At 63.1% G+C, this 14651-nt stretch carries 16 protein-coding genes; 5 read left to right on the top strand and 11 right to left on the bottom strand.

Annotated features, from left to right (window positions below; genetic code table 11):
* Nucleotide 1: 1 nt before the first annotated feature.
* From ACR0LD_RS16065 to ACR0LD_RS16055, 3 genes are read left to right on the top strand one after another with little or no spacing between them, the layout of a single operon-like run.
* Entirely contained in the window at nucleotides 2-901 is a 900-nt protein-coding gene (locus ACR0LD_RS16065) for a CPBP family intramembrane glutamic endopeptidase (protein ID WP_170391502.1), read from the top strand.
* A 58-nt stretch (nucleotides 902-959) separates the two neighbouring features.
* Entirely contained in the window at nucleotides 960-1904 is a 945-nt protein-coding gene (gene accD / locus ACR0LD_RS16060) for an acetyl-CoA carboxylase, carboxyltransferase subunit beta (RefSeq protein ID WP_480637941.1), read from the top strand.
* Nucleotides 1901-3175, top strand: coding sequence for a bifunctional folylpolyglutamate synthase/dihydrofolate synthase (locus tag ACR0LD_RS16055; protein ID WP_480637939.1), 1275 nt, complete (start codon nucleotides 1901-1903; stop codon nucleotides 3173-3175). The genes accD and ACR0LD_RS16055 overlap by 4 nt, the downstream gene beginning before the upstream one ends.
* Nucleotides 3176-3214: 39 nt before the next feature.
* On the opposite strand, the gene zapE is transcribed toward ACR0LD_RS16055, so the two are convergent.
* Nucleotides 3215-4273: a cell division protein ZapE gene (gene zapE / locus ACR0LD_RS16050; protein ID WP_170371708.1), complete on the bottom strand. Its 1059-nt coding sequence runs from the start codon at nucleotides 4271-4273 to the stop codon at nucleotides 3215-3217.
* Nucleotides 4274-4418: 145 nt separating this feature from the next.
* Between zapE and ACR0LD_RS16045 the strand changes: the two genes are divergently transcribed.
* Complete coding sequence (locus tag ACR0LD_RS16045; RefSeq protein WP_170371711.1) at nucleotides 4419-5660, top strand: MFS transporter; 1242 nt, start codon at nucleotides 4419-4421, stop codon at nucleotides 5658-5660.
* Nucleotides 5661-5662: 2 nt separating this feature from the next.
* Here the strand turns inward: ACR0LD_RS16045 and ACR0LD_RS16040 are convergent, their stop codons facing one another.
* The 6 genes from ACR0LD_RS16040 to mbfA form a co-directional block, all read right to left on the bottom strand.
* Complete coding sequence (locus ACR0LD_RS16040) at nucleotides 5663-6283, bottom strand: HAD family hydrolase (RefSeq protein ID WP_480637936.1); 621 nt, start codon at nucleotides 6281-6283, stop codon at nucleotides 5663-5665.
* Between the two features lie 73 nt (nucleotides 6284-6356).
* Nucleotides 6357-6812: a YaiI/YqxD family protein gene (locus ACR0LD_RS16035; RefSeq protein WP_480637934.1), complete on the bottom strand. Its 456-nt coding sequence runs from the start codon at nucleotides 6810-6812 to the stop codon at nucleotides 6357-6359.
* Complete coding sequence (gene sthA, locus ACR0LD_RS16030; RefSeq protein ID WP_093963338.1) at nucleotides 6809-8278, bottom strand: Si-specific NAD(P)(+) transhydrogenase; 1470 nt, start codon at nucleotides 8276-8278, stop codon at nucleotides 6809-6811. Before sthA ends, ACR0LD_RS16035 begins: the two co-directional genes overlap by 4 nt.
* 3 nt (nucleotides 8279-8281) lie before the next feature.
* Nucleotides 8282-9115, bottom strand: coding sequence for an S-formylglutathione hydrolase (gene fghA / locus ACR0LD_RS16025; protein WP_480637932.1), 834 nt, complete (start codon nucleotides 9113-9115; stop codon nucleotides 8282-8284).
* A gap of 101 nt (nucleotides 9116-9216) precedes the next feature.
* Complete coding sequence (locus ACR0LD_RS16020; RefSeq protein WP_480637930.1) at nucleotides 9217-10146, bottom strand: AEC family transporter; 930 nt, start codon at nucleotides 10144-10146, stop codon at nucleotides 9217-9219.
* 44 nt (nucleotides 10147-10190) lie between these two features.
* On the bottom strand, nucleotides 10191-11165 hold the full coding sequence (mbfA, locus tag ACR0LD_RS16015) for an iron exporter MbfA (RefSeq protein WP_480637928.1): 975 nt from the start codon (nucleotides 11163-11165) through the stop codon (nucleotides 10191-10193).
* Between the two features lie 127 nt (nucleotides 11166-11292).
* Here mbfA and ACR0LD_RS16010 point away from each other — a divergent pair, with 127 nt between their 5' ends.
* On the top strand, nucleotides 11293-11910 hold the full coding sequence (locus ACR0LD_RS16010; RefSeq protein ID WP_170435732.1) for a TetR/AcrR family transcriptional regulator: 618 nt from the start codon (nucleotides 11293-11295) through the stop codon (nucleotides 11908-11910).
* A 9-nt stretch (nucleotides 11911-11919) separates the two neighbouring features.
* Here the strand turns inward: ACR0LD_RS16010 and ACR0LD_RS16005 are convergent, their stop codons facing one another.
* The 4 genes from ACR0LD_RS16005 to ACR0LD_RS15990 all read right to left on the bottom strand — a co-directional run bounded on the left by ACR0LD_RS16005 (nucleotide 11920) and on the right by ACR0LD_RS15990 (nucleotide 14650).
* The gene (locus ACR0LD_RS16005) at nucleotides 11920-12759 is read right to left on the bottom strand and encodes an EamA family transporter (protein WP_480637925.1); all 840 of its coding nucleotides are present in this window, start codon (nucleotides 12757-12759) and stop codon (nucleotides 11920-11922) included.
* Between the two features lie 175 nt (nucleotides 12760-12934).
* On the bottom strand, nucleotides 12935-13570 hold the full coding sequence (ureG, locus tag ACR0LD_RS16000; RefSeq protein WP_170359481.1) for an urease accessory protein UreG: 636 nt from the start codon (nucleotides 13568-13570) through the stop codon (nucleotides 12935-12937).
* Complete coding sequence (locus ACR0LD_RS15995; RefSeq protein ID WP_480637923.1) at nucleotides 13567-14220, bottom strand: urease accessory protein UreF; 654 nt, start codon at nucleotides 14218-14220, stop codon at nucleotides 13567-13569. Before ACR0LD_RS15995 ends, ureG begins: the two co-directional genes overlap by 4 nt.
* On the bottom strand, nucleotides 14204-14650 hold the full coding sequence (locus tag ACR0LD_RS15990; protein WP_170359485.1) for an urease accessory protein UreE: 447 nt from the start codon (nucleotides 14648-14650) through the stop codon (nucleotides 14204-14206). Before ACR0LD_RS15990 ends, ACR0LD_RS15995 begins: the two co-directional genes overlap by 17 nt.
* Nucleotide 14651: the final 1 nt, after the last annotated feature.

Genomic DNA, 14651 nt, shown 5'->3' with positions numbered 1-14651 from the left:
GATGCGCGACCCGCAGCCACACCCGGCCTATGCCCCGCACGAAATCCTGGTGGCGCCGGCCAGGGCTTATCCCGAACTCTGGCGGCTGCTGCTCGGGTTCGCGATCATCACGGTCGTCGTGCTGGCACTGAATCTGGTTCTCCTGGCCGCTGTAACCGCCTTTGGTTCGGCCGAACTGGTGTCCGGTTTCGAAGACGGGTCCTCGGCCCTGGCGCTGCTGGTCATCCTTTCCAGTTTTGCCTTTGCCACATTGGGCGTCGGATTGGCCGTGCGACAGGTGCAGCACCGGAAACTGATCTCCGTGGTTGGGGCGCCGATTCTGACTGTACGGCAATTCTGGCGGGTTCTGCGGGCGCTGGTCGTGCTGGGTGCCTTGCTTTTTGTTCTGCCCCCATACGATATGGGACCGCCCTTGGAGCCAAACCTGCCGGTTTTCAGGTGGCTGCTGCTGTTGCCGCTGGCGCTGGTGGCTGTCCTTATTCAGGTCAGCGCCGAAGAGATTCTATTCCGCGGGTTCCTGCAACAATCGCTGGCCGCGCGGTTCAGGGCCCCGTGGATTTGGATGGGTGTACCCTCCCTGATTTTTGCTGCCGGGCACTACGCACCTCTTGCCGCCGGTGACAATGCTATCCTGATCGCAGTTTGGGCCTTTGTCTTTGGCCTTCTTAGTGCAGACATCACCGCCAGAGCAGGAACGCTGGGACCCGCAATCGCCATGCATTTTGCCAACAATGTAACGGCTCTGCTGATCGTATCGTTGCCTGACGGCCTGGGGGGGCTGGCCCTCTATCATCTTCCGTTCGAAACATCGGACACCGGTATCCTGCGCCAGTGGCTTGTCGTGGATTTCGCGGTGATGATCGTCAGCTGGCTGGTTGCGCGACTTGCGCTCAGGCGCTGATTGCATTTCCTTCCGTAGCGTCTTATTTGACTGCAACCCGCATCAGCAAGGTTCCGACATGAACTGGATCACAAACTACGTCCGCCCCCGGATCAACTCGATCTTCTCCCGCCGTGAGGTGCCCGAGAATCTCTGGCACAAATGCGACGAGTGCGGAACGATGCTGTTCCACCGTGAACTGGCGGACAACCAGAACGTTTGTACCCAGTGCGGACACCACATGCTGATCACCCCGCGCGAGCGGTTCAAGCACCTGTTCGACGGCGGCATCTTCACCGAGGTCGCAGTGCCCGCGCCCAAGGAAGATCCGCTGCAGTTCCGCGATCAGAAGAAATACCCCGACCGGATGAAGGCGGCGCAGAAAAAGACCGGCGAGAAAGAGGCGATGCTGGTCGCCACCGGCGAGATCGGCCGCACCCCCATCGTGGCCGCGGCGCAGGACTTCTCGTTCATGGGCGGTTCGATGGGCATGTATGTCGGCAACGCCATCATCGCCGCCGCGCAAGAGGCGGTGAAACTCAAGCGCCCGCTGATCCTGTTTTCCGCCGCCGGCGGCGCCCGGATGCAGGAAGGCATCCTCAGCCTGATGCAAATGCCGCGTACTACGGTCGCGGTAGAGATGCTGAAAGAGGCCGGCCTGCCATATATCGTCGTTCTGACCCATCCCACCACCGGGGGCGTTACGGCGTCCTACGCGATGCTCGGCGACGTGCATATTGCCGAGCCGAACGCCCTGATCTGTTTCGCTGGCCCCCGCGTGATCGAGCAGACGATCCGTGAAAAACTGCCCGACGGCTTCCAGCGCGCCGAATACCTGCTGGATCACGGCATGCTGGACCGAGTCACCAAACGGACCGAGTTGCGGGACGAGCTGATCACCATCACCCGGATGCTGATGGGTCTGCCCCCGGCGGTCAAAGGCGATCTTCCCGCCCCGAACGAGGGCGCGGCCGAACAGCCTGACGCGCAGGCCAAGCCTGCCGACGACCAGCCCAAGAAATGACCGCGCCCACATCCGACGTCATCCTCGACCGGATGATGGCGCTGCACCCCAAGATCATCGACCTGACCTTGGACCGTGTCTGGCGTCTGCTGGAGGCTTTGGGCAACCCGCAGGACAAGCTGCACCCGGTGATCCACATCGCCGGCACCAATGGCAAGGGCTCGACCCAGGCGATGATCCGCGCCGGGCTGGAAGGGGCCGGGCTGACGGCCCATGCCTACACCTCGCCGCATCTGGCACGGTTCCACGAACGTATCCGCCTGGCGGGCGAGCTGATCTCGGAGCCCGACCTGACCGCCGTTCTGGATGAGTGCTACACCGCCAATGGCGGCGAGAACATCACCTATTTCGAGATCACCACCTGCGCGGCCCTGCTGGCGTTCTCCCGTGTACCCGCCGACTACACGCTGCTCGAGGTGGGGCTTGGCGGGCGGCTCGACGCCACCAACGTAATCGCAAAGCCCGCGGTCACGGTCATCACCCCGGTCTCGATCGACCATGAACAGTTCCTGGGCAACACGCTGGCCAAGATCGCCGCCGAAAAGGCCGGCATCATCAAGCGCGGCGTGCCCTGCATCGTCGGCCCGCAGCCGGAAGAGGCGATGGAGGTCATCGAGGCCACCGCCGCCCGCCTCGGCGCACCGCTGCTGGCTTACGGACAGCACTGGCACGTGCACGAGGAACATGGCCGCCTGATCTATCAGGACGAAACCGGGCTGCGCGATCTGCCGCTGCCAAACCTGCTGGGCGCCCACCAGATCCAGAACGCCGGCGCCGCACTGGCGGTCCTGCGCCATCTCAACCTGGGCGATGCCGCCTATGAGGCCGCAGTCACCCGCGCCGAATGGCCCGCCCGGATGCAGCGCCTGAAGACCGGCCCGCTCGTCGAACAGGCGCCCCAGGCCGAACTCTGGCTGGACGGCGGCCACAACGCCGCCGCCGGCGTCGCGTTGGCGGACGTCTTGGCCAAGCTGCCCCCGCGACCCACACACCTGATTTGCGGCATGCTCAACACCAAGGACGTAACCGGCTACCTCTCCCCGCTGGCCCAGAAAGCTGCCAGCCTGACCGCCGTTTCCATCCCGGGCGAGACCAATACGCTGAGCGCCGAAGAAACCGCCGCCGCCGCCAAATCGGTGAACCTGCCCGCGACGACCGCCAGCAGTGTGTCCCAAGCCCTCGACACCATCATCAAAGCCGACCCACAGGCGCGCGTGCTGATCTGTGGTTCGCTCTACCTCGCGGGCAACATCCTGCGCGAAAACGGCTGACCATTCATTGAGTCACAGCTACGCCAGCGGCAACGCTCGCTATTGTCCCCAGTCCTGCGCCTGCATCTCCCGCAGGCGCGAGGCTGTGCGCTCGAACTCGAAAACACCTTCCCCCTCGACATACAGCATCTCAGGCTCGGCGGCCGCTGAACAGATCAACCGCACCTTCGCCTCGTACAGCGCATCGATCAACGTGACGAACCGCTTCGCCTCGTTGAAGTTGTTGCGCGACAGGCGCGGTATGTCCTCGAGCACCAGCACTTTTACCGCATCAGCAATGGCCAAATAGTCCCCCGGCCCCAACATCCGGCCGCACAGATCATAGAACGAGGCCCGTGCCACACCATTGCGAAAAGCGGGCAACACTACCTCGCGCCCCTTGACATGCAGGGTCAGGGGTTCGGCCGGCCCACCGGACAGGTCGGCCCACACGGCCCGGATCTTCTCCCGCGCCTCGGGTCCGATGGGCGTGAAATAGACCGGCGAGCCCTCGAGCCGGTTCTGCCGGTAATCCGTGGGCGAGGTCAGTTCCCACACTTCGAGCTGCTGCTTGATGTGGTGGATGAAGGGCAGGAACAGCTGCCGGTTCAGGCCATCCTTGTACAGATCGTCGGGATGACGGTTGGAGGTGGTCACAACGACGACGCCACCCGCATGCAGCATGTCGAACAGCCGCCCGACGATCATCGCGTCGGTGATGTCGGTGATCTGCATCTCGTCAAAGGCCAGCAGGCGCACGGATTTCACGACCGAGGCCGCCACCGGCGCCAGTGCATCCTGCACGCCGGTTTCGCGCGCCTCATGCATGCCAGCGTGGATTTCCTGCATGAAGGCATGGAAATGGACGCGCCGGGCCGGAACTTCGCCCAGCGTTTCGACGAACATGTCCATCAACATGGACTTGCCGCGCCCCACGCCGCCCCACAGGTACAAACCCTTGGGCGGCGGCGGTGCCTTGCGGAACAGCCCGCGTTTCACCGGCGCGGCGAGAGCCGCCCGGATACGCTCGAACTGGGGCAGAACGGCCTCTTGCGCGTCGTCGCGGTTCAGGGTGCCATCGGCAACGCGGGCCTCGTACAACGAGATCATGTCGGTCATGGCCCGAGCCATAGCGCCCGCCCGCGCCGTTGGAAAGAAGGCATCCTCCGGCACGCATCAATTTTGGTTAATCGTGACCGCAAAACTCCTGAATTGACGAGCGAGCCCAAGCGGATACTGTCGGCGGGCTGAACCCGGAGGCCCAATGACCCCAACCGCCCGTCTGCTCAACCCGGTGCTGATCGTCGGATGCGTGATCATCACGGTCAGCTTCGCCGTGCGCGCCTCGTTCGGAGTGTTCCAGATTCCGATCGCCGAGGAGTTCGGCTGGCTGCGCACCGATTTCTCGCTGGCCATCGCGATCCAGAACCTGGCCTGGGGCATCGGCCAGCCGATCTTTGCCGCCATCGCCGAAAAGATGGGCGACCGGCGGGCGATCATTCTTGGTGCGCTGACCTATGCGGCGGGGATGGTACTGTCGGCTTGGTCCGTTACGCCCTTCGGGCATCAGCTTTATGCCTGGCTGGTGGGCTTCGGTATCGCAGGCACGGGCTTTGGCGTCGTGCTGGCGGTGGTCGGGCGGGCCTCGACGGATCAGAACCGCTCGATGTCGCTGGCGATCGTAACGGCAGCGGGCAGCTTCGGGCAGGTGATCGGTGCGCCGACGGCTGAATGGATGCTGACCTTTCTGCCGTGGCAGCAGGTGTTCATCATCTTCGCCATTGCCATTCTGGCCCTTGTGCTGACACTGCCCTTCATGCGCGCACCCGCGCAGGTCAGCAAGGCCGAATTGGAAGAAAGCATGGGCCAGATCCTGGGCCGGGCCTTCCGCGACCCGTCCTATGCGCTGATATTCTTGGGTTTTTTCAGCTGCGGCTATCAACTGGGCTTCGTCACCGCGCATTTCCCGGCCTTCGTGACCGAGATGTGCGGCCCGATCCAACCCGGCGGTGTCCTGCATGCGATGGGCATCACCACAACGTCTGCTTTGGGTGCGCTGGCGATCTCGCTGATCGGGCTCGCCAATATCGGAGGCACCCTTCTGGCCGGATGGGCGGGCAATCACTTCCCCAAGAAATACCTTCTGGCGGCGGTCTACACCGGGCGCACGATCGCGGCCGCGGCGTTCATCCTGTTTCCCATCACGCCTCTGACCGTGATCCTGTTCTCGCTGGTCATGGGGTCACTGTGGCTGGCGACGATCCCGTTGACCTCGGGCCTCGTCGCGCATCTTTACGGCTTGCGCTACATGGGCACGCTGTATGGCATCATATTCTTCAGCCATCAGGTTGGCAGTTTCCTGGGCATCTGGCTAGGCGGCCGCATGTATGACCTTTATGGCGATTACACCGTTGTCTGGTGGATCGGCGTGGCCATCGGCGCCTTCAGCGCGATCGTACACCTGCCGATCCGCGAAAATCGCCCCACGCAGCCCGCTGCCGCATAAGGTCAGGCGGCCTCGTCAGGGGAGAGCAGACCTTCGGCCACCAGCCTTTCGGCCCAGCCCTGCGGACCGTCGAAATGGTGGGTCTGCCAACCACGGCCACGGGCGGTTTCGATGTTGTCGATCCGGTCGTCTGTGAACAGCAGCGTCTCGGGCGGCAGGCCGCAATCCTGTTCGACCATCTGGTAGATCGGGGCATGCGGTTTCACCATCTTCATCCGCCCCGAGACATAATGCCGGTCGAACTCGTTCAGGAACGGATAGACGGTGGTTGCATAGTCGAAATTCTGCACCCCGAAATTGGTCAGCGCAAAGACCGGCACGTCCTTGGCTCGCAGCGCGCGCTGCAGCCGGACCGAATGCGGGATCTCGGGCGCGGCCAGTTCGATCCAGTTGTCGTGCCACATGCGGATCTCATTGCGCCATTCGGGGTATTTTTCGGCCCAGGCATAGATCGTTTCGGTGAAGTGATGCCCCTGATCGACCAAGTCGTTCATGCCGTGCAGGTCGACGGCCGAGAACATGGCGCGGCGCCGGTCGTCGCCGATCACGCGGTCATAATACCGCTCCGGCTGCCATTCGATCAGAACGTTGCCGATGTCAAAAACGACCGCTTCTACGGGCATGGGATTTCCTGTTCGCTTGTGTTGCGTTCGGGGCCGACTGAAACAACCCTCCGGGCGTGATGCAAGGCCAATCTCAGCCGCGCAAGGCGGCGCGCATCTCGCGCTCGAGCGCGTCCAGAAACCGCGATCGGTCGGCCTTGGAAAACGGTTTGCCACCGCCCCCGGCACCCAGCGGGTTGGCGGCGCGCAGATCCGCCATCAGATCGCGCATCGCCAGTTGCTGGCCGATATTTGCGGCGGTGAAGGCTTCACCGTTGGGACGCAGCACGCGCGCGCCGGTCTCGACGCATTTGGCGGCCAACGGGATGTCCGAGGTGATGACAATGTCGCCCGGGCCACTCCGCTCGGCGATCCACTTGTCGGCCTCGTCCGCGCCTTGCGCAACGGTCACGATCTGAACCAGCGGGTTGGCCGAGGGGCGCAGCCCGCCATTTGCGACCACGACCATCGGCACTTTGTGCCGCGTGGCGACGCGCTCGGCCTCGGCCTTCACCGGGCAGGCGTCGCCATCGACATACAGGGTCGTCACGCCTGCTTGGCCTTCTTGGGCGCCAACTTTGCTGGCTCGGGCGCATCGGATTTGCGCACCTTGAACTCGTCCGGGATCGGCATCCGGTTGAAGGCGTCGAGCCCGGCGATCTTGTAAGCCTCGGCCAGGGTCGGATAGTTGAAGGTGTTCTGCACGAAATAGTCCACCGTGCCCTTCAGGTTCAGCACCGCCTGGGCGATGTGGATCAGCTCGGTCGCGCCTTCGCCGACGATCTGCACGCCCAGCACCCGGCGGGTTTTCAGCGAGAACAGCATCTTCAGCATTCCGTGCTCAAGCCCCATGATATGCCCGCGCGACGTCTCGCGGAACCGGGCCACGCCCACCTCGTAGGGAATGCCACGTTCCTGCAGCTCTTCCTCGGACATGCCGCAGGTCGAGATTTCGGGCACCGAGTAGATGCCATAAGGGAACCAAGGGCTTTCGGGCAGGGTGGGGGTCTCGAGCGCGTGGCAGGCGGCCACGCGGCCCTGCTGCATCGAGGTCGAGGCCAGCGATGGATGCCCGATCACGTCGCCGGTGGCATAGATATGCGGCACCGAGGTCTGATAGGTCTTGCGGTCCACCGAAATGCGGTTGCGGTGGTCGGTTTCGATCCCAACCGCACCCAGATTCAGCGCCGAGGTGTTGCCCATGCGGCCCGCCGCGAACAGCAGCATCTCGGCCCGAACATGGCGGCCGTTTGACATGGTGATCTCGACATGCTTGCCGGCGTCCTCGATCTTTTCCACGGCCGAGCCCAGCCGCAGGTCCACCCCGTTTTCGCGGATCTGGTGGGTGAATTCCTGGATCAGGGTCTTGTCGATGAAATCCAGAAAGGTCTCGCGCGGTTCGATCAGCGTCACCCGCACATCCAGCGCCGAGAACATCGTGGCATACTCGACCCCGATCACGCCCGCGCCGATCACGCAGAGCGAACGCGGAATCTCGGCCATTTCCAGGAACTCGTCGCCATCGACGATGGTCTTGCCGTTAAAGGGCACATAATCGGGGCGATAGGTTTTCGTCCCGGTCGAGATCAGGAATTTCGCGGCCGTCAGGCGGGTGGTGTCGCCCGCATCGGCAGTGACCTCGATCTCGTGCGGGCCCACGAAACGGGCTACGCCGTCCATGGTTTCAACGTGGTTGCGGTTGAACTGGTGTTCCAGCACGTCAACCTCATAGTCCAGCGTCATGTGCAGCCGGGCCTTGAGGTCCTCGGCGCGGATCTGGTCCTTGACCCGGTACGAACGGCCGTAAAAGCTGCGCTCGCGCCAGCCAGACAGGTTCAGCACCGTTTCGCGCAGGGTCTTCGACGGGATCGTGCCCGTGTGCACCGACACGCCGCCCAACCGGTCACGGCGGTCAACTACCAGAACCTTGCGTTTCAGCTTGCCCGCCTGAATCGCCGCCGCGCGGCCCGATGGACCCGAGCCGATGATGATCAGGTCATAGTCGTATTTGCTCATCCCTCAGTCTCCGTACAGGGCTTCGGCGTGGAAGGTGACGTGGTCCTCCATGAAGGTGGACACGAAAAAGTAGGAATGGTCATAGCCGGGCTGCAACCGGTTCGTGGCCTGTTGACGGCGCTCGGCGATGGCCTGTGCCAAGGCCTCGGGGCGCAGCAGGTCGATGAACTGGTCGTTGGTGCCGGTGTCGATCAGGATCGGGCCGTCAAAGCCCTTTTCCTTCATCATCAGAGTCGCGTCATGTTTGGCCCAGGCGGCCGGGTCATCGCCCAGATAGGCACTCAGCTGCTTGCGGCCCCAGTCGCTGGCCGTGGGGTTCGAGATCGGCGCAAAGGCCGAGACCGAGCGGAACCGGCTCGGCAGGTTCATCGCCAGCGTCAGTGCGCCGTGGCCGCCCATCGAATGGCCGGTGATGGCCTGCCGGTCGCCGTCGATGGCGAAGTTTTCAACCAGCAGCGCGGGCAGCTCGTCAGCCACATAGTCCCACATGTTGAAATGCGGCGCCCACGGCGATTGCGTGGCGTTGACGTAGAACCCGGCGCCCTGGCCCAGGTCGTAATCCTCATGATCGGCGACCCCTTCGCCGCGCGGCGAGGTGTCGGGGAAGACCAGTGCGATGCCTTGTTCGGCGGCCCAGCCCTGCGCGCCCGCTTTGACCATCGCGTTTTCATGGGTGCAGGTCAGGCCCGACAGATACCACAGGACCGGAACCGGACCGTCCTTGGCCTCGGCCGGCAGGAACAGGCCAAAGGTCATGTCGCACTGGCACGCCGCCGAGGCGTGGCGGTACACGCCCTGCACGCCACCGAAACAGGCGTTTTCGGAAAGGGTTTCCATCTGGCATCATCCTTACGTTGGGTTCGTGCCATGGCTAACGGGCGAAGGCCCCGGCGTAAAGTCCGGGCACCAATGTTCGCACGCATTTTGAAGTCGCCGCGTCAGAATGCGGCAACCCACGCGATGACCACCGGCACGGTCAGAATGCTGACAATGGTCGACAGCAGAATGGCGGCAGATGCCCGGTGCGGCGCCACCCCATAGTGGGCCGCCAGCATATAGACATTGCCGGCCACTGGCAGGGCGGCGGCGGAGATCGCCACCGCCGCGGCAAAAGGATCAGTCGGCAGCAGCCACAGCAGCACCACGGCCACACAGGCCGGGTGCACGGCCAGTTTGCAAAAGCTGAGCCACAGCGCGATCTGAACCCGCTCGGCTGATTTGCTGGCCAGCGAAGCGCCAATGGCAAACAGCGCGCCCGGCGTGGCGGCGCCACCCAGAATGGTCAGAAAATCGTTCAACGGGTCAGGCACCGGCATCTGCAGGGCCGACCAGATCAACCCGGCCGAGATCGAGACGATCATGGGGTTTTTCAGCAGCCCGACTCCGATGAGCCGCAGCGTCCCAACTGTCAGCTTTCTATCCCGCCCGCCGTTGATCAGGATCACGATCAGAGAGGAAAACACCACCAGATCGACCGTCAGAACCAGCATGACCGGCCCGATTGCGGCTTCGGAAAACAGCAGGGCCAACATTGGCAGACCCAGAAAGCCCACATTTCCGATGGCGGCGCATTGCGCCTCGACCGCGGCGGTGGGGATGTCGAGCCCGCGCAGATAGGCGACCAACGTGGCCAGCGCGTATACGCCCGCCGTGCCGATCAGATAGCCCAGCATCAGCCGCGCGTTGAAGATCTCGGCAAAGGGCAGCGTGGCGGCAAAGCGGAACAGCATCGCCGACAACGCGAAATAGAACACGAACTTGGTCAGATAGGCCGTGGCGTCTTCGGTGAAGAACCGGCTGCGCCCGGCCCAGTATCCCAGGCCGATGATCGCAAAGAAGGGCAGGGTGCGCAGAAAGATATCGACCATGCGCAGATTGGTAACATAGAATTACCACATCGCAAGCAGGGTCATCACCCGCTGCCGATCAATATCCCGGCTGCCAGCACCAGCGCTCCGCCCAAAACGACCTGAAAAGCGGCACGGAAGAACGGAGTTTCCATATAGCGGTTCTGAATCCACGCGATCGCCCACAATTCGAAAAACACCACGATGAATGCAATGATCGTGGCCGTCCAGAATTCCGGGATCAAATAGGGCAGGGCATGGCCCAATCCGCCGACCGTTGTCATCACGCCGGACGCCAAACCCCGCTTGACCGGTGATCCACGGCCCGACAGCTCGCCATCGTCCGATGCCGCTTCGGTGAAGCCCATGGAAATACCTGCGCCCACTGACGCTGCAAGGCCCACAAGAAAGGTCGTCCAAGGGTCGTGCGTGGCAAAGGCCGTCGCGAAGATCGGCGCCAAGGTCGACACCGACCCGTCCATCAGCCCGGCCAATCCCGGCTGGACCCAGGTCAGGATGAATTGCCGGTGTGAAACCACCTTTTCGGCTTCTTTTTCATCGTGATCCAGGTGAGCTTCTTCCAATTCGGCGGCCGCGGCTTGATGCCCTGCTTCGGCCGCAGCCAGGTCGCCCAGAAGTTTGCGTGTTGCTGCATCGGTCGTGCGACCGGCAGCCGCCAGATAGAAGCGCTCCGCGTCGCGCTCCATCATCTCGGCTTCTTCGCGGATTCGCTCGATTCCGAGATTCTCGACCAGCCAGATCGGACGGCGGGCGTAGTACCCGGCGACGTGCTCGCGCCGGATCAGAGGGATCACCGGGCCGAACCGATCCTCGTGCAGAGCGATCAGGCGACGGCGGTGCTCGTCTTCCTCGGCAGCCATGCCATCGAAGATTTTGGCTGTCGCCGGATAGTCGGGGCGTAGCATTTCGGCATATGACCTATAGATCCGCGCGTCATCTTCCTCGGACGAAATCGCAAGTGCGATAACTTCCTGCTCGGTCAGATCCCTGAAGTGTTTGCGCTGAGTGAAAAACCGCATAGCCACCCTCGTTTTAGAATTATTCTAATCTACGCCGCGTAACGGAACTTTCAAGCCGAATTGAAAACCGTTGAAACTGAACTGACTGGTTTATAGATTTGTCGCAGCACCCAGCCAAGGAGACACCATGACCCAAGCCGCAACCATCGTGCGTACCGGACGGAAATTCGACCAGGTTCTGAACGGCGCCCGAGAGGTTTTCATGGCGGATGGGTTCGAAGGCGCCAGCGTCGATGACATCGCGCGTGCGGCGGGTGTGTCGAAGGCGACACTCTACAGCTATTTCCCGGACAAACGACTTCTGTTCTCCGAAGTGGCGCAGACCGAGTGTTGCCGCATGGCGGAAAACGTGCTGGCCATGATCGATGAAACCAAGCCGGTACGCGAGGCGTTGATGATCACCGCCACGCATCTGACCCGGTTTTTGGTATCGGATTTTGCGCAGCAGGTGTTCCGCATCTGCGTGGCCGAGCGTGACAGGTTCCCGGAATTGGGCAAGGCGTTCTACGAAGCCGGCCCCGCCAACGGTCAGCGCCAGATGGCCGAGTATCTGGAAAAAGCCGTGGCCAAAGGTGAGCTGGCGATTGACGACGTGCATTTTGCCGCCGAACAGTTCTCGGAATTGTGCAAGGTGCGCCTGTGGACGCTGGCGGCTTTGGGGATCCAAACCCGGTTCTCGGACGAGGAAATCGACGAAGTGGCCACCAACGCCGTTGACATGTTCATGGCGCGTTACGGCACTTGACGGACCGGCTCAGCCCGAAAGTCCAACCAGCGCCACGCCCCCCGCCATCAGGATGGCGGCCCCCAGCCTGCGCACCCAATAGCCTTCGTGCAGGAAGACGAACCCGATCAGGGCCGCAAAAATCACCGAGGTTTCCCGCAACGCCGAGACTGCCCCCAGCGGCGCGAAATTCTTGGCATAGAGCACCAGCCCATAAGCCAACATCGACACGAAACCGCCCAGGATACCGATCGCCCAGGTGCGCGCCGGAAGCTGTGTCAGAACCCGCCGCCGCCGAAGACCCACGAAGCCGGCGATGAACAGGTGCAGAAACGCACCCCAAGCCCAGTAGCTGAGCGTGTTTCCAGACAGCCGCACCCCGATGCCGTCCACAACCGAATAGACCGAGATGCAAAGTCCGGTACCCACCGCAAACCCCAGCGCCTCGCCGCCGACGCCTTGCCGAAGCGAGCTCCAACTGCTGAGTTGGATGCCGAACGCGATAAGGCCGATGCCGATCCAGGCTTGCAGGGGCAGAACCTCATCCAGCAACAGATAGGCCCAAAGCGCCACCAACGCCGGAACGATGCCTCGTGCGATCGGGTAGACCACGCTGAGGTCGCCATGCTGATAGGCTTTGCCCAACATGAAGTAATATCCGAAATGCACCACGGTGGACAAAAGGATGTAAACAAAGCTGTCGCCGCCCGGAAAGGGCAGGACAAGGATCATGACGCTGGCCGGGATCACATGCCCGAAGGCCACAAGGCCCAGCGTCGTCGTCCGGTCGCCCGCGGTTTTGACGATGGCGTTCCAGACGGCGTGCAGGATGGCAGCCGACAGAATGATCGCGACGACGAATGGGCTCACCGGCGGTCCTCAGGTGATGGGGCGGCCCCAAGAAGGATCGGCCCGGCTGCAACTTTCTCGCACCGGGCTATCGCAAGGACTGCGTCGGTGGTCGAGTCCGGTTACATCGGATTGCCTTGCAGGCGCAAGGTTCCAAAGTCTGGAACCGGAAACGCCCATAGTCGTGTTGTGGGTCTTACGCCGTTGCACGCCTTCCGGCGTCGATGCCGGCAATCTTGTCCAACAGATCGATGATTTCACTTGTTCCGCTGCCGCTCCGCAGGTTGGTGAATACGAAAGGACGATCGCCGCGCATCCGGGCCGCATCGCGCTGCATCACCGACAGGTCCGCTCCGACATGCGGGGCAAGATCGATCTTGTTGATGATCAGGATGTCCGACCGGGTGATCGCGGGGCCGCCCTTGCGGGGGATCTCTTCGCCCGCGGCCACGTCGATCACGTAGATCGTCACATCCGCCAGTTCCGGGCTGAAGGTGGCCGACAGGTTGTCACCGCCGGATTCGATCAGAACGATCTCGACCTCGGGGTGACGGCGTACCATCTCGGCCACCGCGGCCAGATTGATCGAGGCATCCTCGCGGATCGCCGTATGCGGGCAGCCTCCGGTTTCCACCCCGATCACCCGGTCCTGCGGCAGGATCTGCATCCGCATCAGCGCCTCGGCGTCTTCCTGCGTGTAGATGTCATTGGTGATCACCCCGATCGAGTGGGTGTCGCGCAGCGCGCGGGCGAGGGCGGCGGTCAGGCTGGTCTTGCCTGCACCGACCGGTCCGCCGATCCCCACCCGCAGAGGGCCGTTCATGCTGCTCATGTGCGGAAAATCCTTGGCTGTTGGGTTTCATGTTGCATGGCCGCGATCTCGGCCAGAAAGGCGGTGCCGGACAGGGCCGACAGATCGGCCTCCACCGCCGCGTGCGCCTGAATTGCGCACAAGGGCGCCATGTCTCGGACCACCCCTTGCGCAGCGGTCTGGCCCAAGGGCATCAACCGCTGCGCGGCCGAAACAAGATTGCTGATGAACGCATGCAAATACAGCCGCGCGGTCGGCTCCACCGGCAAACCGGCGTGGCGCGCGGCGCTGCCGATGGCGACGGGGTAGGTCAGATCCGCCAGTTCGATGCCCCAGACTGCAGACGTCACACCGCAGAAGGCCGCGCCCTGTTGCGCGGTCTCGAACCTGCGCTCGAAGGGACCGGCGAAGGCGCGGGCCATATTGTCAAGTTCGGCCACGGCCAGATCGGATTTGGCGCGCCAAGCGGCGGTCAGAAATAGAGCATCCGACCATCCCGCACCGTGTTCCAGCACGTCCTGCAGCCAGTCCCGCAGGCTGGCCGCATCGTGCACCGCGCCCGATTGGACCAAGCGTTCCAGCCCATGCGAATAGGCAAACGCCCCGACCGGGTAGGCGGGTGACAGCCATTGCGTCAGCGTCAGCAGATCAAGGTCAGTGGCTGTGGCCATGCGTCCGTCCGTGCCCATAGGCGCCACCTTCGGGGCTGAAGGGCGCGCGGATGTCCTGGACCGTCGCGCCAAGCTTCAACAGCATGTCGCGGATCACATGGTCGCGGCGGATCATCAGGCGGGCGGGCTCGATCTGGCAGGGAGTGTGACGGTTGCCTATATGCCAGGCCAGCCGGGTCAGATCGGGGCCAGTGACGGCGAACAGATCCTCTTCGGCGGCGACCACCTCGATCAGGCGGCCATCGGCCAGTTCGAACGCATCCCCCCCGTCCAGCGAGGTCGTCTGCGACAGATCCACCAGGAACTCTTCATTCTGTGCGGTGCGCAGCATCCGGCGGCGCAGAAAGCGGTCTTCGTAGTTTAGCGTCACGGTGCCATGGGTTTCGTCCCACTGCCCGTTGCGGCGGATTTTCTGTGATGTGGCAAGCATC

Source organism: Ruegeria sp. BF8, assembly GCF_056538625.1.
Note: the sequence above shows the minus strand (reverse complement) of the source record. Positions and strands in the feature narration are given on the sequence as shown.